General features: G+C 66.1%; 21 protein-coding genes and 1 pseudogene. 13 read left to right on the top strand and 9 right to left on the bottom strand.

Features of this window, described 5'->3' with window-relative positions; translation table 11 throughout:
* The first annotated feature begins 130 nt into the window (after positions 1–130).
* Both QNO10_RS09230 and QNO10_RS09225 read left to right on the top strand, forming a co-directional pair.
* Positions 131–820, top strand: coding sequence for a dihydrofolate reductase family protein (locus QNO10_RS09230; RefSeq protein WP_229947509.1), 690 nt, complete (start codon positions 131–133; stop codon positions 818–820).
* Positions 810–1,226 carry a VOC family protein gene (locus tag QNO10_RS09225; RefSeq protein ID WP_229947511.1) on the top strand — a complete coding sequence of 139 codons (417 nt, stop codon included), beginning with the start codon at positions 810–812 and terminating at the stop codon, positions 1,224–1,226. The genes QNO10_RS09230 and QNO10_RS09225 overlap by 11 nt, the downstream gene beginning before the upstream one ends.
* Before the next feature lie 36 nt (positions 1,227–1,262).
* Here QNO10_RS09225 and QNO10_RS09220 read toward each other — a convergent pair whose 3' ends face one another.
* Positions 1,263–2,111, bottom strand: coding sequence for a hypothetical protein (locus QNO10_RS09220; protein ID WP_229947514.1), 849 nt, complete (start codon positions 2,109–2,111; stop codon positions 1,263–1,265).
* Positions 2,112–2,559: 448 nt separating this feature from the next.
* Between QNO10_RS09220 and erm the strand changes: the two genes are divergently transcribed.
* The 5 genes from erm (at position 2,560) to QNO10_RS09195 (ending at position 6,107) form a co-directional block, all read left to right on the top strand.
* Entirely contained in the window at positions 2,560–3,375 is an 816-nt protein-coding gene (gene erm / locus QNO10_RS09215) for a 23S ribosomal RNA methyltransferase Erm (protein ID WP_229947515.1), read from the top strand.
* Positions 3,376–3,575: 200 nt separating this feature from the next.
* A complete protein-coding gene (locus tag QNO10_RS09210) occupies positions 3,576–4,046 on the top strand; it encodes an FHA domain-containing protein (RefSeq protein WP_229947516.1) in 471 nt (156 codons plus the stop codon).
* A 37-nt stretch (positions 4,047–4,083) separates the two neighbouring features.
* Positions 4,084–4,833, top strand: a complete 750-nt coding sequence (gene ftsR / locus QNO10_RS09205; RefSeq protein WP_229947517.1) for a transcriptional regulator FtsR — start codon at positions 4,084–4,086, stop codon at positions 4,831–4,833.
* Between the two features lies 1 nt (position 4,834).
* The gene (locus QNO10_RS09200; RefSeq protein WP_229947518.1) at positions 4,835–5,329 is read left to right on the top strand and encodes a bifunctional nuclease family protein; all 495 of its coding nucleotides are present in this window, start codon (positions 4,835–4,837) and stop codon (positions 5,327–5,329) included.
* A 190-nt stretch (positions 5,330–5,519) separates the two neighbouring features.
* Positions 5,520–6,107, top strand: coding sequence for a MerR family transcriptional regulator (locus QNO10_RS09195; RefSeq protein ID WP_283995870.1), 588 nt, complete (start codon positions 5,520–5,522; stop codon positions 6,105–6,107).
* A gap of 80 nt (positions 6,108–6,187) precedes the next feature.
* On the opposite strand, the gene QNO10_RS09190 is transcribed toward QNO10_RS09195, so the two are convergent.
* Positions 6,188–7,030 (bottom strand): ParA family protein, encoded by an 843-nt coding sequence (locus QNO10_RS09190; protein WP_229947519.1) that lies wholly within the window; start codon positions 7,028–7,030, stop codon positions 6,188–6,190.
* A 255-nt stretch (positions 7,031–7,285) separates the two neighbouring features.
* On the opposite strand from QNO10_RS09190, the gene QNO10_RS09185 reads away from it, so the two are divergent.
* Together QNO10_RS09185 and QNO10_RS09180 are read left to right on the top strand one after the other, a co-directional pair.
* The gene (locus tag QNO10_RS09185; RefSeq protein ID WP_229947520.1) at positions 7,286–10,684 is read left to right on the top strand and encodes a pyruvate carboxylase; all 3,399 of its coding nucleotides are present in this window, start codon (positions 7,286–7,288) and stop codon (positions 10,682–10,684) included.
* A 60-nt stretch (positions 10,685–10,744) separates the two neighbouring features.
* Positions 10,745–12,172 (top strand): mycothione reductase, encoded by a 1,428-nt coding sequence (locus QNO10_RS09180; protein ID WP_229947521.1) that lies wholly within the window; start codon positions 10,745–10,747, stop codon positions 12,170–12,172.
* A 43-nt stretch (positions 12,173–12,215) separates the two neighbouring features.
* Here the strand turns inward: QNO10_RS09180 and QNO10_RS09175 are convergent, their stop codons facing one another.
* Entirely contained in the window at positions 12,216–14,024 is a 1,809-nt protein-coding gene (locus tag QNO10_RS09175) for an AMP-dependent synthetase/ligase (protein WP_229947524.1), read from the bottom strand.
* Between the two features lie 235 nt (positions 14,025–14,259).
* Between QNO10_RS09175 and QNO10_RS09170 the strand changes: the two genes are divergently transcribed.
* Positions 14,260–15,240 carry an ROK family glucokinase gene (locus QNO10_RS09170; protein WP_229947981.1) on the top strand — a complete coding sequence of 327 codons (981 nt, stop codon included), beginning with the start codon at positions 14,260–14,262 and terminating at the stop codon, positions 15,238–15,240.
* Positions 15,241–15,265: 25 nt separating this feature from the next.
* On the opposite strand, the gene QNO10_RS09165 is transcribed toward QNO10_RS09170, so the two are convergent.
* Together QNO10_RS09165 and QNO10_RS09160 are read right to left on the bottom strand one after the other, a co-directional pair.
* Positions 15,266–15,808 (bottom strand): hypothetical protein, encoded by a 543-nt coding sequence (locus tag QNO10_RS09165; protein ID WP_229947527.1) that lies wholly within the window; start codon positions 15,806–15,808, stop codon positions 15,266–15,268.
* The gene (locus tag QNO10_RS09160; RefSeq protein ID WP_229947528.1) at positions 15,805–16,569 is read right to left on the bottom strand and encodes an alpha/beta hydrolase; all 765 of its coding nucleotides are present in this window, start codon (positions 16,567–16,569) and stop codon (positions 15,805–15,807) included. Before QNO10_RS09160 ends, QNO10_RS09165 begins: the two co-directional genes overlap by 4 nt.
* A 167-nt stretch (positions 16,570–16,736) precedes the next feature.
* Here QNO10_RS09160 and QNO10_RS09155 point away from each other — a divergent pair.
* A pseudogene (locus QNO10_RS09155) lies at positions 16,737–17,417 on the top strand (lysophospholipid acyltransferase family protein); the annotation flags it as partial.
* Between the two features lie 562 nt (positions 17,418–17,979).
* Positions 17,980–19,341 (top strand): class II 3-deoxy-7-phosphoheptulonate synthase, encoded by a 1,362-nt coding sequence (locus QNO10_RS09150; protein WP_229947983.1) that lies wholly within the window; start codon positions 17,980–17,982, stop codon positions 19,339–19,341.
* 49 nt (positions 19,342–19,390) lie between these two features.
* Here the strand turns inward: QNO10_RS09150 and QNO10_RS09145 are convergent, their stop codons facing one another.
* Positions 19,391–21,532, bottom strand: coding sequence for a Stk1 family PASTA domain-containing Ser/Thr kinase (locus QNO10_RS09145; protein WP_284162183.1), 2,142 nt, complete (start codon positions 21,530–21,532; stop codon positions 19,391–19,393).
* Between the two features lie 96 nt (positions 21,533–21,628).
* Positions 21,629–22,999, bottom strand: a complete 1,371-nt coding sequence (locus QNO10_RS09140) for a LysM peptidoglycan-binding domain-containing protein (RefSeq protein WP_229947529.1) — start codon at positions 22,997–22,999, stop codon at positions 21,629–21,631.
* Between the two features lie 258 nt (positions 23,000–23,257).
* Here QNO10_RS09140 and QNO10_RS09135 point away from each other — a divergent pair, with 258 nt between their 5' ends.
* Complete coding sequence (locus tag QNO10_RS09135; RefSeq protein WP_229947532.1) at positions 23,258–23,611, top strand: Rv2175c family DNA-binding protein; 354 nt, start codon at positions 23,258–23,260, stop codon at positions 23,609–23,611.
* A 95-nt stretch (positions 23,612–23,706) separates the two neighbouring features.
* On the opposite strand, the gene QNO10_RS09130 is transcribed toward QNO10_RS09135, so the two are convergent.
* Positions 23,707–24,768 (bottom strand): polyprenyl synthetase family protein, encoded by a 1,062-nt coding sequence (locus QNO10_RS09130; RefSeq protein ID WP_229947987.1) that lies wholly within the window; start codon positions 24,766–24,768, stop codon positions 23,707–23,709.
* A gap of 41 nt (positions 24,769–24,809) precedes the next feature.
* Positions 24,810–25,310, bottom strand: coding sequence for a hypothetical protein (locus tag QNO10_RS09125; protein WP_229947534.1), 501 nt, complete (start codon positions 25,308–25,310; stop codon positions 24,810–24,812).
* Between the last annotated feature and the right edge of the window lie 3 nt (positions 25,311–25,313).

The following is a 25,313-nucleotide window of genomic DNA, read 5'->3' as shown; positions in this document are numbered from 1 at the left end:
GACGGCGTGGATTCCCGTACCGTAACCTGCCGATCCAGGCAGCGGAAGCAACGCGGCTGAAGTGACACAGCAGTGCCCCGGCTCCGGGCCATGCGGCACCCGCGGCCAGCCCCCAGGTAAAGGAAGCACCATGAACCAGCAACTGCATGTCCGCGGCTTCTCAGTGTCCCTGGACGGGTACAGTGCCGGGCCGGACCAGAGCCTGTCCAACCCGCTTGGAACCGGAGGGGAACGCCTCCATGAATGGATGATCGCCACCCGCACCTTTTCGGAACGTGAGGGTTTGGACGGGACGGGTGAAGGAATCAATGATCTTTTTGTCCGCAGCCATTTCGACGGAATCGGCGCCACCATCATGGGACGGAATATGTTCGGCCCCGTCCGCGGTCCATGGGAAAGCAGCGACGCGTGGAACGGGTGGTGGGGCGGGAATCCGCCATACCACCACCCCGTGTTTGTCCTGACGAACCATCCGCGGGATTCCGTGGAGATGGACGGCGGCACCACCTTCCACTTCATTACCGGAGGGATCGGGGAAGCCAGGGATTGTGCCCTGGTGGCCGCCGACGGTCTGGATGTGCTGGTTGGCGGTGGAGCAGACACCGTCCGCCAGTACCTGCGCGCCGGACTCATTGACCGCATCCACCTCGTTATGGTGCCGGTCCTGCTGGGAAGCGGCGAGCGGCTGTTGGAGGACCTCGCCCGGCCGGATGGACGCATCCCGTCCTACCGGCCCATCGACCTAACCCCCAGTGGGAGTGTCGTGCATATCCAGTTGGCCAAAGAGGAAGAGGGGCGGCCCCGCAGCCATGAAGGATGAGAAAGGAACCCTGACGGACATCAAAGTAACCTCTTTCGCAATCTCCCTGAACGTCCCCGTTCCGGAAGCCTCGGCCGGTTTCCTCATCAGGCACCTGGGTTACGCCGTGGAAATGGAAAGCGACGGCTTTGTCTCGCTCCGGCATCCCGGCGGGGGATCGAACCTTGTTTTCCTCCGCACCGGCCTCGCGACATTCCAGCCACCCGAGGTCGCCGGCCGTGCCCGTGAAGGCCTGCTGCTGGTACACGTGGTGGACAATCTCGACGAAGTCCATCAACAGTTCCTCGCCGGCGGTGTGGACGTGGTCACACCCCCGGAGACGGAGCCCTGGGGCGAGAGGTTTGCGCAGTACCGTGATCCGAACGGCCTGATCATTCAACTGGTCCAATGGATGGCAGACACCTGACCAGCACCGAACGGGTACTTGTGACACGGCATGAAATTACCTGAGGGTATCCGCGCTCCTGAGAAGGTCGGGGCGGGGGAGGCCCCCATTACGCTTGCGGTGAACAAAACAGGCTGTGAACGTCCTCCGCATGCAGAAAAAACGCCTTGTAAATGCCACAGCTACCACTTCGATCTGCAGCCTGGCGGCAGCTTTTACCCTCGTGGGATCCCTGGCCTCCGCCCCGACGGCTGCAGCGCACGTTCCGGCCACTTCTCTTCGGCTGGGCGCTGCGGCCCCGATGGAATCCGGTGTACTCCTGTCGGTGTCCGACCCTACGCCTACGCCCACGTGCCGGATGACCCCGACTCCGACCCCAACAGAGACGCCGACTGAAACTCCTTCGACCACGCCGACACCGACGTCGACGCCCACGGAAACTACGACGGCCACGCCGACTCCGACGGAAACCTCCACGGCCACGCCGACTCCGACGAAGACGGGCAAGCCGTCGCATACCGCGTCGCCGACGAAGACGGGCAAGCCGTCGCATACCGCGTCGCCGACGAAAACGGGCAAGCCGTCGCATACCGCGTCGCCGACGAAAACGGGCAAGCCGTCGCATACCGCGTCGCCGACGAAAACGGGCAAGCCGTCGCATACCGCGTCGCCGACGAAGACGGGCAAGCCGTCGCATACCGCGTCGCCGACGAAGACGGGCAAGCCGACGCACACCTGGACTCCGACGGATACCCCGACACACACCCCGACACACACCGAGACTCCGACACCCACTTCGACCGAGGCTGAATACGGGGTAACCCTGATCCAGGCCGTGACCACCACACCGCCGTGCATGCGGACCGGAGCAGCCTCCAATCCCGCGAACTCCGGCTTGGTGGACACCGGTGCGTCCGGCACCTCGCTTGTCCTGCTGGGTGCTGGAGGGCTTCTTGTTGCTGGTGCAGCCGGCGTGTACTTCACGCGTCGCCGCGGCATTCACGAATCATAGAAACAGCCGCACTTTCGGAAAGAGCGTCTCGAAAGCAGATGGGCGGCAGCCGGCCCCGCTCCCAGGGGCCGGTTGCCGCCCATCCCACGTGGTATTCCGGAAACAGCCTGTTCCCTCTGGAATCGGCGAATCTGCCGCCGTATCCTCCTTCCTATGACTTCCACCTCCATGGCTTCCACCCGCGCTTTGAGCTGCGGGTTCTTTGTGCGCAACCGCCGCCGCTGACGGCGCGCAGAACCGCACGCAGTACCGCAAGCCGTACGCGCGCCGTCGTTCCGGATGCCAGGCACCCGGGAGGCACATACGCCTGAGGGTGCTCCAATTGCAGCGATTGGAACCCGCGTGGAAGCGAGAACCCCGTTTGGCGGCCGGCATGAGCTCGGCCAGAATTTCCTGATCCACCAACCCACCATCCGCCTGGTCCTTGAGCTTGTCCGGTCCTCAGGCGGCGGAAGCATCCTCGAACTTGGTGCCGGAGACGGCGCCCTGACGCGGCCGCTTGCAGCCCTTGGCCGCGACCTGCTGGCCATTGACCTGGATCTCCGCTGTGTGCGGCGGCTGCAGCAGCGGCTTCCCTCCGTGCAGGTACGGCAGGCCGACGCCTTGGCTGTCCCGTTCGACCGGCCGGTGGTCGTGGGTAACATTCCGTTCCACCTGACCACACCGATCCTGCGGCGCCTGTTCAGCACGGGCACCTGGTCCCAGTCAGTCCTGCTGACCCAGTGGGAGGTTGCACGCAAACGGGCCGGCGTGGGCGGCGGAACCCTCCTGACGGCCCAGACCGCGCCGTGGTTCGACTTCATCCTCCAGGGCCGGGTGCCGGCGGCAGGATTCCGGCCCAGCCCGGCCGTTGACGGCGGCGTCATCAGCGTCCAGCGCCGCCCCGTTCCGCTTCTGGACCCGGAGGACCGGAATGCCTACGAACAGTTTGTTCGCCGGCTGTTTACCGGGCCCGGCGCCGGACTGGGGGAGATCCTCGGCCGGTCCCTGGGATCGGCCCGGACTGCCCGGGCCGTGCTGGCCGGTTGTGGCCTACCGGTGCGTGCGCTGCCGCGGGACATTACACCCGAGCAGTGGCCATATCTGTGGGCGGCGGTCCGGGCTGTGCAGGAGAATTCCCGGTCCGGCAGAGCTGGAATCCAGCCATCGCGGAAATGAATTGCGTCCGGTCGGGGCAGGTGGGTGGAACGCAGAATTGCCCGGCAGGTGACGAACCGGCAAGCACTACCTGTAAACCAGTGCCGCACCGGGCCGGTAACGGGTAGGCTGATACAGCAGGTAAGGCAGAATCAGTCATCGGAACCGGATCAGCCAGGCATTTTGGCTGATCAGTTTTCTTTTTGGGGAGGAAATTGCACATGGCGGGCGAGCAGTACAACGCCGAACAAACGGGCGGCCGAAGGGCACCCAGCGCGGAAGACACCACATCCATAAGTCTTCCCCCACTCTCCGACACTGATTCGGTGGAGCCGAAGCTGACCCCGGATGAGCGGGCTGCTGTCGCCGCGCTTCCGGCGCGGTCTGCTCTGCTGATCGCCCACAGTGGCCCGAACGCGGGTGCACGGTTCCTGCTGGACCAGGACGTCACCACCGCCGGACGGCACCCCAACGCCGATGTTTTCCTCGATGACGTCACCGTTTCGCGCAAGCATGTTGAGTTCCGCCGCAGCCCCGAGGGCTTCCGAGTCGTGGATTCGATGAGCCTGAACGGCACATACGTCAACCATGACCGCGTGGACAGCGTGCTGCTGCGCACCGGCAGTGAAGTGCAGATCGGCAAGTTCCGGCTCACTTTTTACGCTGCCCGCCCCGCATCCGCCGGAAACTAGGCACAGGCCCCGGCGTAGGGCAGATAAGGTAGTAGACATGTCAGCATCACAGCCCGTCAGGCGCACCACCGGACCGGAACGGCTGCGCGGCAGGGTGCTGAATATCGGCGAGGTCCTCAGCGAGCTGAGTGGAGAGTTCCCCGCCATCAGCGCGTCCAAGATCCGTTTCCTCGAGGAAAAGGGTCTGGTGACGCCGCAGCGCACGGCCGCGGGCTACCGCAAGTACAGTACGGCCGACGTCGAACGCCTCCGCTTCGTGCTTGCGCTCCAGCGGGACCAGTACCTGCCCCTGAAAGTCATCAAGGACTACCTGGATGCGATTGACCGGGGCGAGCGGCCCGAATCCCTGCCCGGCGGCATGTCCCTGGCACCGCGCGTGGTGTCGGACCAGCTCGCCGGCGAGCTTTCCGCCCGCGCCCGGGCCCGGACCCTTACCTTCACCGAACTCGTGCAGGAATCCGGGGCCAGCACCGATCTGGTGCACAGCCTGGTCAGCTACGGGCTGATCAGCGCCGCTGATGACAACTATGACGAACACGCACTGAAGGTGGCCAAGGCCTGCGTGCAGCTGGAGGCGCACGGCATTGAGCCCCGCCATCTCCGCCCCTTCCGCGCCGCTGCGGACCGCGAGCTGGGGCTGGTGGAACGCGTGGTTGCCCCCGTCGCATCCCGCCGGGACGTCGCCTCGAAGGCCCGCGCAGCCGAGACCGCGCGGGAAATCAGCGACCTTTGCCTGAGCCTGCACAGCGCCCTGGTACATGGCCAAATCGCGCGGATGGAGGGCTGACATGCAGGAAGTGGAAGTTGTGGGCGTGCGGATAGAACTCCCGTCCAACCAGCCGCTGGTCCTGCTTAAGGAAATCGAAGGTGAACGGCACCTGCCCATCTGGATCGGCGCCCCGGAAGCCAGTGCCATCGCCTTCGTGCAGCAGGGAATCGTACCGCCGCGGCCCATGACGCATGATCTGCTGGTCAACCTGATCCACGCGCTCAAGCGTGAAGTCACCTTCGTCCGGTTGATCTCCGTAGAGGACACGGTTTTCCATGCGGAGATTGTCTTCGAGGACGGCACAGCGGTTAACTCGCGTGCCTCCGACGCCATTGCGGTAGCCCTGCGCATCCCGTGCCCCATCTACTGCGCCGACGAGGTCCTCAACCAGGCGGGTGTGCGGATCGCCGATGCCGACCCGGAAAACGAAGAGGAACAGGACAACGCCGAGCAGGAGATGCGCCAGTTCCGGGAGTTCCTGGCCGACGTCGAGCCTGAAGACTTCGAACGCTAGCCCGCCCGTCGGCCGCGGCAGCCGACACGCCTGCGAAAAAGTTCCGGCGTCTTTGACCTTGGTGCCCGTCGGTTCTAACGTCGAAGAATAGAGTTCCCATTGCACCGGGGGAGTTCTCGGGGCACACTGAAGAAGCCCTGACAGCTCGGCCAGTGCCGACCCCCACGGGAACCATTACTAGGAGGCACACGTGAGTCCGAAAGGCGATGCCGGCGAACCTGCCGTGGCGCTGGGGAGCATTTCTTCCCAGAGTGCCCAGGGCTTGCTGTTCACCGAGGATCTGCCTCTTCTTGACGAAGATGCAGGCTACCGTGGCCCCACAGCCTGCAAGGCTGCCGGGATTACCTACCGGCAGCTGGATTACTGGGCCCGCACCGGACTGGTCGAGCCCGCCGTACGCGGCGCTACCGGGTCCGGTACGCAGCGTCTCTACAGCTTCCGCGACATCCTGGTCCTGAAGGTCGTCAAGCGGCTGCTGGACACCGGCGTATCGCTCCAGCAGATCCGGACCGCCGTCGAACACCTGCGCGAACGCGGTGTCGAGGACTTGGCACAGATCACCTTGATGAGCGACGGCGCCAGCGTCTACGAGTGCACGTCGGCTGACGAGGTTATCGACCTGGTGCAGGGCGGCCAGGGCGTCTTCGGCATCGCCGTGGGCCGCGTCTGGCGAGAGGTCGAGGGCAGCCTCGCGCAGCTGCCCAGTGAGCACGTCAATGAGCATGAATTCCCCGGTGACGAACTGAGCCAGCGCCGTATCGCGCGGAAGATCAGCTAGCAGTCAGACCGGGCACCAAGACAGCACAAAAGAAGGGCATCCCCGCGGGGATGCCCTTCTTTTAGTATCCGGTGCCGGAACTAGGCGACCGGGCGGCGCATCACGCGGTTGCGGACGCTGCCGGTATCCATCAGGTTCTTGATCAGCGCGTCAAAGGTTCCAGCCGCCTGCTTGGCGGATTCGCCCGGCCAGTGGTGCACCGAATGGGCGGCACCCTGGATCTGCTGCCAGTTCGCCTGTTCGGCAACGTTTGGCGAGAGCAGCAGGTCACCGAACATCTGCTTCATTTCGGCAAGCCGGAACACATGCTCGTTGGAGCTGGGACGGACCCGGTTCGCAATGATGCCAGCGGGCGCCAGATTCGGGGCGAATTCCTCACGGAACAATTCGAGGGCCCGCATGGTGCGCTCGGTGCCGGCGACGGAGAACAGTCCCGGCTCCGCCACCAGGAGCACGCGGTTGCTGGCGGTCCACGCCATGCGGGTCAGGCCGTTGAGCGACGGTGGGCAGTCGATGAGGACCAGCCCGTACCCGGTGACCCGGGAGAGCAGGCTGGTCAGGCGCCGCAGGTCACGCTTGCCCAGGTCAGGGCGGTCGTAGATGCCCGAGTAGGCCGAACCCATGGCAACGTCCAGTACCGGCTTCTTCCCGCCGGAATCCCTGGCGAGGCGCCGGGCGTTGGCCACCCAGCCGGCCGGCACCACGTGGTCCGACAGTTGAATCCGCCGGGGGCTGCGCAGCATCTCACCGATGCCGAGCTGGTTGCCTGCGCTGACGCCCAGGCCGGTCGTGGCATCGGCATGCGGGTCCAGGTCCACGACGAGCGTCGGAATGCCTGCGGCCAGCGCGGCGGATGCCAGACCCAGGGTGACGGAGGTCTTGCCCACGCCGCCCTTCAGGCTGCTGATGCTCACTACTTGCACTTGTTGAACCAAAACCTAACGTGTCTAGGGATCACTGGACGCTGCAGACTCATTCTATGTGACGGACGCCGGTTACCTTGGCAGCGTGCTTTTACAGGGGTGGCGCTTAGACTGGTGCCACTGTGATGTCCAACACGGCAAGCCCCGACTCCGCCTCCCGGCGGGCGACGGCGATGCCCGTGGCCCGTCGCTGCAATCCGTTAATGGCGGCATCCCTCCCAGGTGCCCCGAATCCGTAATCGACGCAGGAGACCCATGTTCTCGAAGATATTGGTAGCGAACCGGGGCGAAATAGCCATCCGCGCGTTCCGCGCCGCGTACGAACTCGGCGCGAAGACCGTAGCCGTGTTTCCCCACGAGGACCGTAATTCATTCCACCGCCAGAAGGCTGATGAGGCCTATCTGATCGGGGAAGAGGGACACCCGGTACGGGCGTATCTGGATGTGGACGAGATTATCCGTGTGGCGTTGGAATCCGGCTGCGACGCCATCTACCCCGGTTACGGTTTCCTGTCCGAAAACGCGCAGCTGGCCCGCGCGGCCGCCGACGCCGGCATCACCTTTGTAGGTCCCGCTGCGGACATCCTGGAGTTGGCCGGGCACAAGGTCCATGCCCTGAATGCCGCCCGTAAGGCGGGCATTCCGGTGCTGCGTTCCACGGAGCCAAGTGCCGACGTCGAAAAGCTGCTCGCCGAGGCGGAGGACATTGGCTTCCCCATCTTCGTCAAGGCAGTCGCCGGCGGCGGCGGACGCGGCATGCGGAGGGTGGACACCCCCGATAAGCTCCCCGAGGCGCTGCAGGCGGCCATGCGGGAGGCCGAAACGGCCTTCGGCGATGCCACGGTGTTCCTCGAGCAGGCGGTTTTGCGGCCCCGCCACATCGAGGTGCAGATCCTCGCGGACGCCGAAGGCAACATTGTGCACCTCTTCGAGCGGGACTGCTCGCTGCAGCGGCGGCACCAGAAGGTCGTCGAAATTGCCCCCGCCCCGAACCTGGATGAGGACATCCGGCAGGCGCTGTACCGGGATGCGGTGAAATTCGCCAAGGCGCTGAACTATGTCAATGCCGGGACGGTGGAGTTCCTGGTGGACACCGTGGGTGAACGCGCCGGCCAGCACGTCTTCATCGAAATGAACCCCCGGGTCCAGGTGGAGCACACGGTCACCGAGGAAATCACCGACGTGGACATTGTCCAGTCCCAGCTGCGGATCGCCGCGGGGGAGAACCTGGCCGATCTTGGCCTGAAGCAGGATGAACTGCAGATCCGCGGCGCAGCTCTGCAGTGCCGGATCACCACCGAGGACCCTGCAAACGGGTTCCGTCCCGACGTTGGCCGTATCACCGCCTACCGCTCGGCCGGCGGTGCCGGGGTCCGGCTCGACGGCGGCACGGTCTACGCGGGCGCCGAAATCAGCCCGCACTTCGACTCGTTGCTGGTCAAGCTGACCTGCCGCGGCCGCACGTATCCGGTGGCGGTTAACCGTGCCCGCCGGGCGCTGGCGGAATTCCGCATCCGCGGTGTTGCCACCAATATCTCCTTCCTGCAGGCCGTGCTGGACGATCCGGACTTCGTGGCGGGTGACGTGGCCACGTCCTTCATTGAGGAACGCCCCGAACTGCTCAATGCGCGCGGCTCGGCCGACCGGGGAACCAAGTTGCTCAACTGGCTGGCCGATGTGACGGTCAACAAGCCCTACGGCGATCCCGTGGCCCACATCGACCCGGCGGAGAAACTGCCTGCGGACCTGCCGGAGCCCGTCGCAGGTTCGCGGCAGCGGTTGCTTGAGCTGGGTCCGGAGGGCTTCGCCGCGGACCTGCGGCAGCGGACCGAACTGGCGGTCACGGATACCACCTTCCGTGATGCCCATCAGTCCCTGCTGGCCACCCGGGTACGGACCAAGGACCTGGCCGTGGCGGCGCCGGCGGTGGCTGCACTCACCCCGGAACTGCTTTCCGTGGAGGCCTGGGGCGGTGCCACCTACGACGTCGCCCTGCGCTTCCTGGGTGAAGACCCTTGGGAGCGCCTCGCAACGCTGCGGCACCAGCTGCCCAATATCTGCATCCAGATGCTGCTGCGTGGACGCAACACCGTGGGGTACACGCCGTATCCCACGGAGGTCACCGAAGCGTTCGTGGAGGAGGCCGCGGCCACCGGCGTCGATATCTTCCGCATCTTCGACGCGCTGAACGACGTCTCCCAGATGGAGCCCGCTATCCGCGCGGTCCGTAAGACCGGCACGGCCGTGGCCGAAGTGGCGCTTTGCTACACGGGGGACATGCTGAACCCTAACGAGGACCTGTACACGCTGGATTACTACCTGGACCTCGCACAGCGGATGGTGGACGCCGGCGCGCACATCCTGGCCATCAAGGACATGGCAGGGCTGCTGCGCCCCGCCGCAGCGGCCAAGCTGGTCTCAGCACTGCGGGAGCGTTTCGACCTGCCGGTGCACCTGCACACGCATGACACCGCGGGCGGCCAGCTGGCCACTTTGCTGGCCGCCGCCGACGCGGGAGTGGATGCGGTGGACGTCGCCAGTTCCCCGCTGGCCGGCACCACCAGCCAGCCGTCCATGTCCTCGCTGGTCGCCGCGCTGACCAACACCGAGCGGGACACCGGTATCAGCCTGGACGCCGTTGGCGCACTGGAGCCTTACTGGGAAGCGGTACGCCGCGTCTACGCACCGTTCGAATCCGGCCTGGCCGGCCCCACCGGCCGCGTCTACCGCCATGAAATCCCCGGCGGCCAGCTGTCCAACCTCCGCCAGCAGGCCATCGCCCTGGGACTGGGGGAGCGCTTTGAAGCCATCGAGGACATGTACACCGCCGCGGACCGGATCCTGGGCCGCCTGGTGAAGGTCACGCCGTCGTCGAAGGTGGTGGGCGACCTCGCCCTCCAGCTCGTAGGGACCAACGTCTCGCCGGAAGACTTCGAAGAGAATCCGCAGAACTACGACATCCCGGACTCGGTGATCGGCTTCCTCAGCGGCGAACTCGGGGACCCGCCCGGCGGCTGGCCGGAACCCTTCCGGACCAAGGCGCTGCAGGGACGCACGATCAAGCCGCGCGACGTCGAACTGTCCGAAGTGGACAAGGCCGGCCTGCACGCCGATTCCGCCACCCGGCAGGAAACCCTCAACCGGCTGCTCTTCGCGGGCCCGGCAAAGGAATTCGCGACCGTCCGGGAAACCTACGGAGACGTCTCGGTGCTCGAGACCCGCGACTACCTGTACGGCCTGCGCCGCGGGGAAGAGCACATTGTTGAACTGGAAAAGGGTGTGCGGCTGATCGTGGCACTGGACGCGGTGTCCGAACCCGACGACAAGGGCATGCGCACCGTCATGACCACCCTGAACGGCCAGATGCGGCCCGTCGCAGTGCGGGACCGCAGCATCGAAAGCTCCACCAAGGCGGCGGAACGGGCCGATCCGACCGAGGCCGGGCAGGTCGCGGCGCCCTTCGCCGGCGCCGTCACGGTCACCGCCAAGGAGGGGGCGGAGGTAGCCGCGGGGGAAACGGTCGCCACGATCGAAGCCATGAAAATGGAGGCGTCGATTACGGCCCCGGTCGCCGGAACGGTGCAGCGGGTTGCCATTTCCCGGGTGGAACAGGTGCAGGGCGGAGACCTCCTGCTCGTGATCGCACCCAAGTAGGTGGGGTCCCGGGGACAGCCGCAACGAGGTCCCCGGGGGATGACTGCATAGACTGAAGGCGTGACTCACTTCGATCTGGCCATCATCGGTTCCGGCTCCGGCAACTCGCTCATCACCCCGGACTGGGACGGCAAAAAGGTAGCGGTCATCGACGGCGGCACGTTTGGAGGAACGTGCCTGAACGTCGGCTGCATCCCCACCAAGATGTTCGTCTATCCCGCCCAGCTCGCCGCCGCCGCGGCCGACGGCGCGCGGCTGGGCGTGGATTCGGTCTCCGCAGGCGTGCGGTGGCGGGACATCCGGGACCGTGTCTTCGGCCGCATCGACGCCATTTCCGAGGGCGGGCGACGCTACCGGGACGAGGAGTTGGAGAACGTCACGCTCATCAGCGAAAACGTCCGCTTCACCTCCCCCCACGCCCTCACGACAGCGTCGGGGGAGAAGATCACGGCAGATGAGATTGTGGTGGCCGCCGGGTCGCGGCCCGTCCTGCCCGATATTCCAGGGATGGACCTGCCCCAGGTCCATACGTCGGACACGGTGATGCGCATCGACGAGCTGCCGGCGCGGGTACTGATCATCGGAGGCGGGTACATTGCGGCCGAGTTCGGGTTCGTTTTCTCGGCCTTCGGCTCGGATGTCACCGTGGCCGTGCGCTCGGGGGAGATGCTGCGTTCCCTGGATGCAACACTGTCCGAACGCTTCACGGCCGAAGCCTCCAAGGAGTGGGACCTGCAGTTGAACACCACCGTGGACTCACTGGTGGAAAACGGGGACGGTTCGGTGCGCGCCGTACTCTCCGGCCCGGCCGGCGAGCAGGCAGTGGACGTGGACCTGGTGCTCGCGGCGACCGGCCGGACGCCGAACACCGACCGTCTGGGCGTGGACGTGGCCGGCTTCGACGTCACCGGGGACGGCCGCCTGGCGGTGGACCGCTACGGCCGCGTCTTCGCTTCCGGGACACCCGTACCGGGACTCTGGGCGCTGGGGGACATCAGCAGCCCGTACCAGCTCAAGCATGTGGCCAACCACGAGGCGCGGGTGGTGGCGCACAACCTGGTGCACCCCGAAGACCTGCGTGCCATGGACCACCGCTTCGTTCCTGCGGCGGTCTTCAGCAGTCCGCAGATCGCAAGCGTGGGGATGACCGAGAATGAGGCGATCGCGGATACGCGGTCCCGCGGCGTGGAGCTGGCCCTCGCGGTCCAGGAATACGGATCGACGGCGTACGGCTGGGCGATGGAGGACACCACCGGTTTCGTGAAGCTCCTGGCCGAGCGGGAGACCGGCAGGCTCCTGGGTGCCCACATCATGGGCCATGAGGCCTCCATGCTGATCCAGCCGCTGGTCCAGGCGATGGAATTCGGGCTGGATGCCGCCACCATGGCCCGCGGTCAGTACTGGATCCATCCGGCACTGACGGAAGTTGTCGAAAATGCACTGCTTTCCCTGAAGACAAAGGAAAAGCCGGGCAGGAACCGCCTCTAGCAGAGGGGTTCCCGCCCGGCTCAGGACGCGGGCCGGCTGTGCCTTAGACGCGCTGTCCGCTGTAGATGTCGTCGATGACGTCGGAGAAGTCGCGCAGCACCTGGGCGCGCTTGATCTTCAGTGACGGCGTCAGGTGTCCGCTGGTCTCGGTGAAGTCCGTCGGGACGACGCGGAACTTCTTGATGGCCTCTGCGGAGGACACCTTCTTGTTGGCCCGGTCCACCAGTGCCTGAAGCTCCTTCTGCAGCTCGTCGGTCTTGGCGACCTCGGTCACCGTCATGGTGGCCGGCAGCTTATGGCGTTCCAGCCAGCCCGGGAGGGCGTCTTCGTCGATGGTGATCAGGGCCGAGATAAACGGTTTCTGGTCCCCGACCACAACGCACTGGGAGACGATCGAGTCGGCGCGGATCGAGTCCTCGAGTTGGGAGGGCACCACGTTCTTGCCGCCGGCCGTGACGATGATTTCCTTCTTCCGGCCGGTGATCTTGAGGAAACCGTCGGAGTCGAGTTCACCGATGTCGCCGGTGTGGAACCAGCCGTCGGTGAAGGTTTCGTTCATCAGCTCGGGGCGCTTGTAGTAGCCCTTCATCACGCTGATGCCCTTGGCGAGGATCTCGCCGTCGTCCGCGATCTTCACGCTGTTGCCGGGAAGCGGGGCGCCCACCGTGCCCAGCTTGACCAGCTGCGGAGTGTTGGTGGTCAGCGGGGCGGTGGTTTCGGTCAGGCCGTAGCCTTCGAGCACCAGCAGGCCGATGCCGTGGAAGAAATGGCCCAGCCGTTCGCCCAGGGGGGCACCGCCGGAGACGGCGTACTTGACGTTGCCGCCCATGGCCTCGCGGATCTTCCCGTAGAGGAGGCGGTCGAAGAGGGCGTGCTTCAGGGTGAGGCTCAACGGAACCTTGCCCTCCTGCTTCGCCTTCGACCAGGCGACGGCGGTCGCGACACCGGCGTGGAAGATCTTGCCCTTGCCGCCGTCTTCGGCCTTCAGCATGGAGGCGTTGAAGACCTTCTCGAGGACGCGGGGAACCACGAGGATGAAGCTGGGCTTGAAGCTCTGCAGGTCCGGCAGCAGGTTCTTGACGTCGGGGGTGTGTGCCACGGTGGCGCCGGTGGCCACGCAAAGCACGGAAATGAAGCGGGCGAGGACGTGTGCCAGGGGCAGGAACATGATGGTCTGCGAGCCTTCGGTGGCAACTTCGGGCTCTGCCAGCTCGGAGTTCCGGGACACATCGACGAAGTTGGCGTGCGTGAGTTCGCAGCCCTTCGGCTTGCCGGTGGTGCCGGAGGTGTAAATGATGGTTGCGAGGTCTGTCATCTGCGCCGTGGAACGGCGGGCCTCGAGATCTTCGTCACTGATCGAGGTGCCCGCGGAACGCAGGGTGTCGAGCCCGCCGCCGTCGATCTGCCACACGTTGTCGACCTGGGAAAGGTCTTCGTCGGCTGCGGCCGTGCGGACGATGTTCTCGTGCCGGGCGGCCTCCACCACAATGCCGGCCGCACCGGAGTCGCTGAGGATCCAGGCAACCTGGGACGGGGACGACGTCTCGTAGACAGGTACCGATACGGCGCCGGCGAACCAGAGTGCGAAGTCCACGAGGGTCCATTCGTACCGGGTCCGGGACATGATGGCTACCCGGTCGCCTGCCTTGATACCGCTGGCCATGAAGCCCTTGGCCAGTGCGCGGACGTCCTTGGTGAACTCGGTGGCTTTGATCCGCTCCCATTCACCGTCGTCCTTCCGGACGGCGAAGAGGGCGGGGTTGCTGGGCTTGGCTGCCTGGTCGAGCAGCATGGTGGTGATGTTTGTCTGCGGCGGGGACTCCGCCAGGACTGGAACGCTGAATTCTCGCACGATAGCTCCTTTGATATCCGGTGGGCCCGTAGGCACTGTCAGCCTATAACGTAGATCACATTTTCGTACCCGCCGGTAACCTTGCGGATAGATAACGAACGCGTCGCTGCTCTTGCCGTTTCCTTAGAATAGGTTTCTTATGCGTTCCGTTAACCCAGCACCCGTTCCCCGGCCCGGTTCCACCCGCCTGCAGCGCCGGCTTGCAGCCACCGAGCCGTTCCCGAACCGCCGGCCCATGCGGCTGTCCAACCGCATGCGGCGGCGCGGTCTGGCCATCGGCATCGATATCGGCGGAACAAAAGTAGCCGCGGGGCTGGTCGACGGGGACGGCCGTGTCCTGAAGCAGGCACGCCGCTCGACGCCGGGACAGGATCCCCGGGAAGTCGAGGCGGTGATCGTCGACCTGGTGCGTGAACTTTCGGTGGATCACCATGTGTGGTCCGTGGGGATCGGAGCAGCCGGGTGGATGGACCTCGCCGGCGGCACCGTGCTGTTCAGCCCGCACCTGGCCTGGCGCAACGAACCCCTCCGCGAAAACCTGGAGCGGCTGCTGCGCCGCCGGGTTTTCCTGGTCAACGACGCCGACGGCGCCGCCTGGGCGGAATACCGGTTCGGAGTGGGTGCGGGGGAGAGCCGGATGGTCTGCGTCACCCTCGGCACTGGAATCGGCGGAGCGATGGTGCTCGACGGCCGTCTGGAGCGCGGACGGTTCGGTGTGGCCGGGGAATTCGGGCACCAGATCATCATGCCCGGTGGCCACCGCTGCGAATGCGGCAACCGTGGGTGCTGGGAACAATACGCGTCGGGCAACGCCCTGGGGCGGGAAGCCCGGGAGCTTGCGGCGGCGAATTCGCCGGTCGCCCAGGAACTGCTCCGGGCGGTAGGCGGCAACGCGGATGAGGTGACCGGCGCCGTCGTCACCCGTCTGGCCCTCGAGGGCGATCCTGCCAGCATTGAACTGCTTGACGAGGTGGGGCAGTGGCTCGGGCTGGGGCTGGCCAACCTGGCCGCGGCCCTGGACCCGGGGATGTTCGTGATCGGCGGCGGCCTGAGCGATGCCGGCGACCTGCTGCTCGAACCGGCGCGGCGGTCCTTTGCCCGGAACCTGACCGGACGCGGCTTCCGCCCCGCGGCAAGGATGGAGCGTGCGGCCCTGGGGCCGGCCGCCGGGCTGATCGGCGCCGCGGACCTGTCGCGGATTGCCGCCCGCCGGTGAGCGGCGGTTCTGGAGGGCGCTGCGCCTAGACGGCCGCGCCGTCGTCGCCGTCATCACGGTGCTGGGGCAGCCGGAAAAGCAGGTAGCCCGCCGATCCCGCGAAGACGGCGACCGTTCCCAGAATGACTGCCAGCGGGGCGTCGCGCCAGAACATTGCGAAGAGCAGCAGCAGCAGCGGACCTGCCAGCGTGCCCAGCCAGCCCAGCACCACCAGGGGTTCCCCGGTGCCGAGCGGCGGCGGCTCGGGCGGAACGAAGCTGCCGTCGTCGTCCTCGTCCTCCGCTGCCGCATAGTCCCGCGGCCCGCCTGCTGCCAGCGGCTGGTTGGCGAAGATGTCCCGGGTCCGTTCCACCGGGGACGGCGGCGCCTGCCCGGCTCCGGATCCGCCGCGCTGCTGCGGGCCGGTGTCCGCGTTGCCGGCGTCCCCGCTGGCGTCAGGGATGCCGCCCGGCTGGGCCTGCGGTGGACGCACGGGCTCGCTGGCGTCCATATGTTCCAGGCGGTCCACCAGGTCCAGCCAGGCTTCCTCGTCGGTGGACTTGTTATTCTCGGGTTCGCGTTCGCTCATGCCCGCACCCCGGAGCTGACGCGCTGAATGAATTCGTGGGACCGGTCAAAGATCAGCGGCGCATCGTGGTCCATCGTGGCCACGTGATAGCTGTTTTCCAGCGGCACTACCTCAAGGTCGGCGTTGAGGAGCCTGCTGCGCAGCACGTCCATGCTGGATTCGGGCACCACCGCGTCCAACCGGGACCGGAACGCCAGCACCGGGGCGGTAACGTCCGGCAGGGAACGGGTGGTCTCCCGGAAGAGCCTGGCGAGCTGGTGCACCGCCCGCACCGGGGTCCGGGTATAGGCACCCTCATCCTGGCCTTCGAGCCGGATGTTATTGCCGATGGAGGGAGCTGATTTCAGCACGTACTTGAGCACGCCGGCGTAGCGTGCCCGGGGGTCCGAGAATGTCAGACCCGGGTTAACGACGGCCACGCCGGCCACCGGCTGGCGCGCGGCCAGACGCAGGGCGAGCGTGCCTCCCATGGAGAGGCCGGCCGACACCACACAGTTGGTCCGCTCCCGCAGGGAGAAATAGGCGCCCTCGTACTCCTCGTACCAGCGCTGCCACGGTGTCCGCGCCAGATCCTGCCAGGTGGTTCCGTGGCCGGGCAGCAGCGGCAGGCTCACCGCGTAGCCGCGGTCGGCGAGGTAGCGTGCCCAAGCCGCCATGCTCACCGGAGAACCTGTGAAACCGTGGCTTAGGAGCACGCCTACGCCTGCATTGGGCCCGTGCCCTTCAGACGAGAAGGCAGCAGTGCCCGGGAGGGAAGTCATATGTCTATGGTTGCATTAGAGGACCCTTTTTGGACCCTGGACGCGGCAAACTGCCGGCAGCCGTGGTGCGCGGAAATTCACCAGCGGGGACGAGCACGCATACAGTAGAGTCGGGGAACCAAACGGGTCCCTCGTAATTGTCTTGTCCGGACAGGAGATCAAGCCGCGTGTTCTATTGGGTGATGAAGACGATATTCATCGGGCCGGTGGTAAATCTTCTCTTTCGGCCCTGGGTCAAGGGAATGGATAACATCCCCGAATCCGGGCCTGCCGTCCTGGTGAGCAATCACCTTTCCTTCTCCGATTCCATCTTCCTTCCGCTGGCGGTGCCCCGCCCGGTGAGCTTCCTGGCGAAGAGCGACTATTTCAATGGCAAGGGTATTAAAGGAAAGCTCACAGCGACGTTTTTCCGCCTCGCCAACCAGCTGCCCATGGACCGTTCCGGCGGTGCCGCCTCGGCCAGCTCGCTCAAGGCCGGCGTCGACGTTCTGGAGAACGGTGGACTGCTGGGTATCTACCCTGAAGGCACACGCAGCCCCGACGGGCGCCTCTACCGAGGTAAGACCGGTGTTGCCAAGCTGGTGCTTTCCACCGGTGTGCCCGTCATTCCCGTCGCCATGATCGGCACCGACAAGGTCCAGCCGATCGGCCGGCGGATCCCCAATATCCGCCGGATCGGCATTATCGTCGGCGAACCGCTGGACTTCTCGCGGTACGCCGGACTGGAGAATGACCGTTTCATCCAGCGGTCCGTCACCGACGAGATCATGTATGAACTCATGCGGCTCTCGGGCCAGGAATACGTGGACGTGTACGCCAGCACCGTCAAGGAAAAGCTGGCTGCACGCAAGGGCGGCAAGGCTGCCCAGGCCCGCGGTGCCGCCGTGCGTCTTCCCGCTCCTTCCGCCGGAGCGCAGGACGGAACCGCCGATGCGCCCGGTGCGTTGCCCGCCGGGGACGGGGACAAACGTCCCGGTACCGTGACCATCATCGGTAAGGCGGCCAAGGGCAAGGCGGCCAAGGGCAGGCCCCGGAAGCGGGCCGCACGCACGGATGAAACAGGCGCGGCTGAGTCAGGCGCGGCTGAGTCAGGCACAGCTGAGGCAGGCATCGCTGAAGCGGCCGTCCCGAATGCCGGAAGCAAGCGCCGCATGCTGTCCCGCCGCCGGCGGGCCGCCGCGGGTGCCGTCGATGCCGCATCCACGGACGACGGCGGCAGCGCCGACCAGCGTTCCCATACCGCCTAGGGCACCCTGGGAAACCTCGGACATCCGGGTCACCCCGGACTCCTCCCTGTGCCCGTGTTTCGTGCCGGGCGCGTGATTGTTACGGTCCTGTTTGTGTCATCGGGGGAGCAAGTACGCTTAAGCCGTGACTGACACACCTGTAACTGGCGCGACCATCCCGACCATGCTCTCGGGTGCAGCGGCGACGTCCGCGGCCCACCCCGAACTGGACACCTGGCGTTCCCTGCCCATCTCCCAGCAGCCGTCCTGGCGGGACGATCCGGGATATGACGCAGCCATTGCCGAACTTTCGATGGTGCCCCCGCTGGTATTCGCCGGTGAGGTGGACGTGCTCCGCAGCCGCCTCGCGGAGGCCGCACAGGGCCGTGCCTTCCTGCTGCAGGGCGGGGACTGTGCCGAGACCTTCGAGGCAGCCACCGCGGATAAGATCAGCGCCCGCGTCCGGACGCTGCTGCAGATGGCCGTGGTCCTGACCTACGGCGCCTCCGTCCCGGTGATCAAGATGGGCCGGATGGCCGGTCAATTCGCCAAGCCCCGCTCATCCAACGAGGAAACCCGCAACGGCGTCACCCTGCCCGCCTACCGCGGCGATATGGTCAACGGCTTTGACTTCACCCCCGAGTCCCGTCGGCACGACCCTGCCCGGATGGTACGGGCGTACCATACGTCCGCTTCCACCCTGAACCTCATCCGTGCCTTCACCCAGGGCGGGTTCGCCGACCTTCGGCTGGTGCACCACTGGAACAAGGGATTTACATCCAATCCGGCGCACTCCCGTTATGAATCCCTGGCCCGGGAGATCGACCGCGCCGTCCGGTTCATGGATGCCTGCGGAGCGGATTTCGAGGCGCTGAAGCGCGTCGAGTTCTTCGCCAGCCATGAGGCACTGCTGCTCGACTACGAACGTGCCCTGACCCGGGTGGACTCCCGCACGGGCCAGCCGTACGACACCTCCGGGCACTTCCTGTGGATTGGGGAGCGGACCCGGGACCTGGATTCCGCGCACGTGGATTTCCTGTCCCGGGTGCGCAATCCCATCGGCGTGAAACTCGGCCCGAACACGGGCGCCGAAGACGCCCTGGCCCTGATCGAGAAGCTGGACCCCAACCGGGAACCCGGACGGCTGACCTTCATCACCCGCATGGGGGCCCGGAACATCCGCGAGAAGCTTCCCTCCCTGGTGGAGAAGGTGACGGCGACAGGTGCCCAGGTACTGTGGGTCACCGATCCCATGCACGGAAACACCGTCACATCCCCGAACGGCTACAAGACGCGCAACTTCGACGACGTGATGGACGAGGTGCGCGGTTTCTTCGAAGTGCACGACTCACTGGGCACATTCCCCGGTGGACTGCACGTGGAAATGACGGGTGACGACGTCGCCGAGTGTTTGGGCGGAGCGGATCCCGTTGACCAGGACGCTTTCGTGGAAGGCTACGAATCCGTCTGCGACCCGCGGCTGAACCATATGCAGTCCCTGGAGATGGCATTCCTGGTGGCCGGGGCGCTGTCCCGCCGGGAATAACGGACTTCCCGGCGGGAAAAGGGTTCCTGCCGGGACCGCTGCTGCCCTCCTAGACCACCTTGAGGACAATGGTGGAGCCTTCGGGTGCGGTGCCCGCGCCCGGCTCCTGGTCCCGGACCAGGCCCAGCAGCCCGCCGAGCAGGTTCTCCACTTCCACGGTGAACCCGCGGCTCTCGAGGTCTTCCCGGGCCACTTCGGCACGTTGCCCCACGTAGTTCGGAACCTCGACCATCCGCGGGCCCAGGGAGATGGTCAGCGTGACTGTCCCTCCCCGCTCCAACAGGCCGGAGGCGGGGGTCTGGGCAACCACCGCACCCTTGGGAACGGAAACGCTGTTGACCTGTTCCGGGGCGACGGCGGCCGCGAGCCCGGCGGCTTCGACTGCGTCCACGGCGGCGGCCTCGGCCAGGCCGGTCACCAGCGGAACTTCAACGGGTGCGGGTCCCTTGGAAACCGTGACATCCACCGGGGTGCCCAGCCGCAGCTGCTCATCGGGCAGCGGCTGTTGGCTGATGATGTTTCCGGCGGCAACACTTTCGCTGAATTCCTCGGTGACCGCGCCCAGCACGAGCTCCGCGTCCCGAAGGTCGGACTCGGCAGCCTCGATGGTCCGCTGTGCCAGGTTGGGTACGGAGAACATCTGAGGCCCCTTGGAAACAAGCAGCGTCACGGGCCGGAACCGACGGACCTCCTGGGTGGCTGCGGGGTCCGTCCCCACCGCCAGCCCAGCCGCCACTACTTCATCAAACACCTCGTCGGTGGTGTAGTTCAGCCCCGCATCGCCCAGCTGCGTGCCGGCCTCCTGGGCGGACACGTTGCTCACGTCCGGGATGGAGACAAGGGCACCGGGTCCGGCACCGAAGAACCAGCCGGCATAGGCAACGGCAGCAAGCAGGACTGTCAGAAGCACGGCAAGGAGGATGCCCCGGCGGCGTGGCTTGCCGCTGCGGAGGGATACCTGGGGGCGGTGGGCTTCACGGTCGCTCTGCCTGAGCCGGTCGCGCTCGTCCCGCTTCGCCAGGCGCCGGCGGGCAGCGGGGCTGAGGTCGCCGTCGTCGCCGTGATCATCGTCCCGGTCATCGTCGTCGTCGTAATCCCCGTCGGCATCGTCGGCATCACCGTGGTTGCCGGTTCCGAGTCCGCCGGCGGGGAAAACGGTAGTGTCGTTGCCGCCGCGCCGGATGACCTCCGTGGCATTACCCTGGCCAGCATCCGGGCGCAGTGAAGAGGTTTCGATGACGCTCGTGGCGGCACCGGCTGCGGCCAGGACCTCCGTGGCGCCGGCCAGCGACTCTGTCGGTGCACCGGTTGGGGCCTTCCTGCCGGCCGGGCCGGACGCACAGCGGTAATCCAGCTCCGCGTCATTCAGCGACGACCGGATATGCCGCAGCTCGCCCAGCAGTGCACGGCCGTTGACCGGGCGTTCCTCGGGATCCTTGGCCGTACACCAGCGGACCAGCTCGTCCAGGTCCTCGGCCAGCCCGGGGCAGAGGACCGACGGGGCGGGCACCGTGGAGTGGACATGCGCGAAGGCCACCTGGATGGGCGCATCCCCGGTATACGGCTGGCGCCCGGTGAGCATTTCATAGAGCATGATGCCGGCGGAATAGACGTCACTGCGTTCATCCGCGCCGCCTGCAGTGACAAGTTCGGGTGCCAGATAGGCGACGGTGCCAACCAGGGTTCCGGTATTGGTATTGGTGGAAACCGCGCGGGCCAGCCCGAAGTCGGCGATCTTGATCCGGCCGTTGTCCGCGAGGAGCACGTTCTCCGGCTTGACGTCACGGTGGACCAATCCGGCGTCGTGGGCGGCGGCCAGCCCTTCCACCACTGCATCGAGCAGGGCCAGGGCCAGGCGCGGCGACAGTGTGCCGCGCTCGTCCAGCAGTCCCCGCAGAGTCCGCCCGGGCACGTATTCCATCACGAGGTAGGCCAGGCTGTCGGTGATGCCCTGGTCCAGGACGCCGACGACGTGCGGGTGGGACAGGCGGGCGGCGGACTTGGCTTCACTCTCGAATCGGCGCAGGAAGCCACGGTCCGCAGCGAGGTGCGGGTACAGCACCTTCAGCGCCACATCGCGGTCCAGGCGGCGGTCGGTAGCGAGGTAAACGGTGGACATCCCGCCGCGCGCCACCAGGGACCTGACGAAGTAACGGTCGTCTACCAGCGTCTCAACGAGGGAGTCTTTCACGGGCTCATGCACTATTTGATCCTAATGGCGGGATGCGGAAGGGTCCGGATCGACACCCGATCCGGACCCTTCAGCTGCACTCTGTTGCTGCCGTGGCTACTGGAAGGAGGCCCGGTGGGCAAGCACCGAACTCACGTAGGCGCGTGTGTCTGAGAACATGCCGTGGGTGCTGACGGAGTACTGGCCCTGGTAGTAGGACGCGATGGCGTCCTCCATAGTGTCGCTGCTGCGCAGGAGCGCACTGATGATCGCTACGCCTGCGGTGGCGTTGTCGTAGGGATCGAGCAGGTTCAGCTGGCGGCCTACCAGCTGGGAGGCCCATTCGCCGGAGGAGGGAATGACCTGCATGGTGCCGATGGCATTTGCGGGGGAGACGGCGCGCTGGTCGAAGCCGGACTCCTGGAAGGCGAAGGCCTGGGCCAGCGCCGGGTCAACACCCATCTGCACTGCGGTGTCAGCAACGATCTGCTGCATCTGGGCGCGGCCGGGAACCGGCAGCGAATTGAGCGTCTGCTTGTTGAGGTTGGCGCCGGCCACCGTGTGCTCGGGGTAGGTGTAGTGCAGGAACGTGCTGGGCACCAGGTCCGTAGGCGCGGCGGCCACGGGTGCGGAGGACGTGACACTGACGGTGCTGCCGTCAATGCTGATCTTCTGGCCGGGGTGGATCACCGAGGTCAGAGACAGGCCATTGGCGGCAAGGATGCCGGAGAGGCTGACGCCGTGCTTGGCCGCGATGGCACCGAGCGTGTCGCCGGCAACAACCGTGTAGCCGCCTTCGGTGCCGGCTGCGGTCTGCACGGCTGCCGGAGCTGCCGGAGCTGCGGGAGCGGCTGCAGGAGTCTGGCCGTCGACCCGGACGGTCTGGCCCGGGTAGATGACGGAGGTGAGGGTCAGTCCATTGGCTGCAAGGACACTGGAGAGGCTGACGCCGTGCTTGGCGGCAATGGCACCCAGGGTATCCCCGGACACAACGGTGTAGGTTCCGGCGGAGGCGCCCGGAGCGGGCGCGGCAGGCGCAGTGGAATCAGCGGAGGCACCGCTCAGGCGCAGGTCGTCTCCCGCGAAGATCAGCGACGTCGCCTGCAGGTTGTTCACCCGCAGCAGTTCCGTCACGGAAAGTCCGTACTGTGCGGCAATCGACGTGACCGTGTCGCCGGAAACGATCCGGTGGGTGGTGGGAACCGAAGACTCGGCCGGCAGAGTTGCCGGAACCTGGGTGGCCAGCTGGGAAGCGGTGACACCGGTGGCCGCCCCGGTGTTCAGGTTCTTGATCGCCTGAAGGGGAAGCTGGGGGAACAGGGAGTTCTGCGGTGCCGCGGGGGCGGCGTCGGCGGGCTCGGCGAAGGCCAGAGCGGAGATCATCACTGCAGGAATGGCAGCGGTCGTGGCGGCAACGCTCAGCTTGCGCGGCATTCCGGTGGAACCGGGACGCGCCGCTGGCGTTCCCGTTGTCGACTGAGCGTTCATATGGTGATGTTTCCTCATCTGTGATGGCCGCGGCCTTTACCGCAAATCCTTTGGATTAAAAACAAGTAATGGGACAGGTGTTACTTATGTTGTTTCTGTTACTACTGATGCGTTAGTTACTCATGTGATTTAAGGTACTCATGTGAATTTACACTAAGCAGGCAGCGGCACAATACCTGAGTAGGTCATTTTGTGTTTCAGTTCGGTTGCCGAACGGCCAAGTGGCCCGCGGCGCCCCGGACGTGGCACCCTTGAAGGGTGAATGAACTCGAGGAACTCGTTTCCGACTGGCTGACCCTGCCCGATGTGGCTGAACAACTTGATCTCCCTATTAACAAGGTGCATAGCCTGCTGGAGGAGCGCGCCCTGGTGGCTGTGCGCCTCGGCGAGCGGAAGATCCGCAGCATCCCCGCTGCCTTTATCGCCGATGGATCCGTCCTGGACAGTCTGAAGGGCACCATTTCGGTGCTCGACGACGCCGGCTACCACGACGAGGAAATGATCCGCTGGCTCTTTACGGCGGACGACACCCTGCCGGGCCGCCCCGTGGACGCGCTCCGTGAGGGACGCAAGACAGAGATCCGCCGCCGCGCCCAGGCGCTGGGCTGGTAGCAGTATCCACCCGCACTGATAAAGAGGGAGCTGGCCGTCCATGACGGCCGGCTCCCTCTTTCTCTACGGGTCTTCAGGCGCCGGGGCCGGATCGGCTAGGCGCTGCGTTTGACGGCCGAGTGGGCCAGCGCATCCAGGGCGGCCCGGGAGATATCGTCCACCTGAAGCGCGGAGAGAGCAGAGAACGCTGCGTCCGTATGCTGCGCGATGAGTTTTTCGGTTGCCGCCAGCGCCCCGGTATCCACAATGATCCCGCGAAGGTGTTCCACGCCGTCGTCGTCCAGGTCTGGATCCCCGAGCAGGGCCGTCATCTCCTTCCGGACGTTCTCGCCGCCACCGGACAATGCATAGGCGATCAGGACCGTCCGCTTCCCTTCGCGCAGATCGTCTCCGGCCGGCTTGCCTGTGGTGAGTGGATCTCCGAATACACCCAGGACGTCGTCGCGCAGCTGGAACGCTTCACCCAGCGGGAGGGAGAAGCGGGAATATCCGGAGAGGAGTTCCGCGTCCGCGCCGGCCAGGGCGCCACCCAGACCCAGGGGGTGCTCAGTCGTGTACTTGGCGGATTTGTAGCGGAGGATGTTCAGAGCCCGCACGACGGCGTGCTCGGGATCGTAGCCGGGGCCTGCCACCTCTTCCCGGATGTCCAGGTACTGCCCAGCCATGACCTCGGTGCGCATCCGGTTGAAGATCCGCCGAGCCTCGGTGCCGTGCGCTGCCCTCGGGCCGACGGCCGAGAACATTTCCTCGCTGAGGGACAGGCACAGATCGCCGGCAAGGATGCCAGCGGAGGAACCGAAGTGGGGTCCGTCCAGATGCCACTGGAACTGGGCGTGTGCCAGGGCGAACGTGCGGTGGACGCTCGGACCGCCCCTGCGCGTGTCGGACCGGTCAATAATGTCGTCGTGGATCAGTGCGGCGGTCTGGAACAGTTCCAGTGCCACCCCCGCCCGGACGGCTTCCGGATCCAGCGCGTTACCCCCGGCGCCGCGCCAGCCCCAATAGGCGAGAAGTGCGCGGAGCCGCTTGCCGCCGCGGGCCAGGTTATGAACGGCCTCCAGCAGCGGCTGTGCTTCCGGGGAAACCCCGGTCAGGACGTCTCCCTGGACTGCCAGGAAATCTTCTAGCTCGGCGGCAAGCAGGCCGCGGTACGCCATCTGTTCCTGCTGTGCGGATTCGAGCGGAGTGGCTGGCACGGCTACTTCACCGTTTCTGCGAGGACTGAGGCGCCGACTGTCACCGTTGCCTTGCCTCCGTCCTTTGCCACGGTGGTGATGTTTACCGTTTCCGGTTCGCCGCTCCCGGTGCGGACGTAGTCCCGGGAAGCGGGGGACCCCGGTGCGGCCTCAGCGGCCGTGAAACCCTGTGCGACGAGTTTGGCGTCGTAGAAGGCGAGGATCTCGGCGGCTGGTGCGTCCGAAGACTCGACCAGGACGGCGGTGAGGGTGGCGCCGCTGCGGTCGACCGTGCTTGAAAGGAGATCCGAACCCTCCATAACCGGGATGAGGTTGGAGGGGAACCCCTCGGCGAGGGCAACGGGCGACGCCGTGGGGGAGCCTGCCGTCCCGGAGGCAGCGGACGAGGCCGCAGGCGAACCGGCGGTGGAAGGGAAGTCGCCGCCTTCCTCCGTGCCGGTGGTGCATCCAGTGGCTGCCAGGATCAGGGCCGCGGCAGAGAGCGTCGTGAGGGTCTTTTTCATCGT

The organism is Arthrobacter sp. zg-Y919 (genome assembly GCF_030142045.1).
Lineage (GTDB): Bacteria > Actinomycetota > Actinomycetes > Actinomycetales > Micrococcaceae > Arthrobacter_B.
Note: the sequence above shows the minus strand (reverse complement) of the source record. Positions and strands in the feature narration are given on the sequence as shown.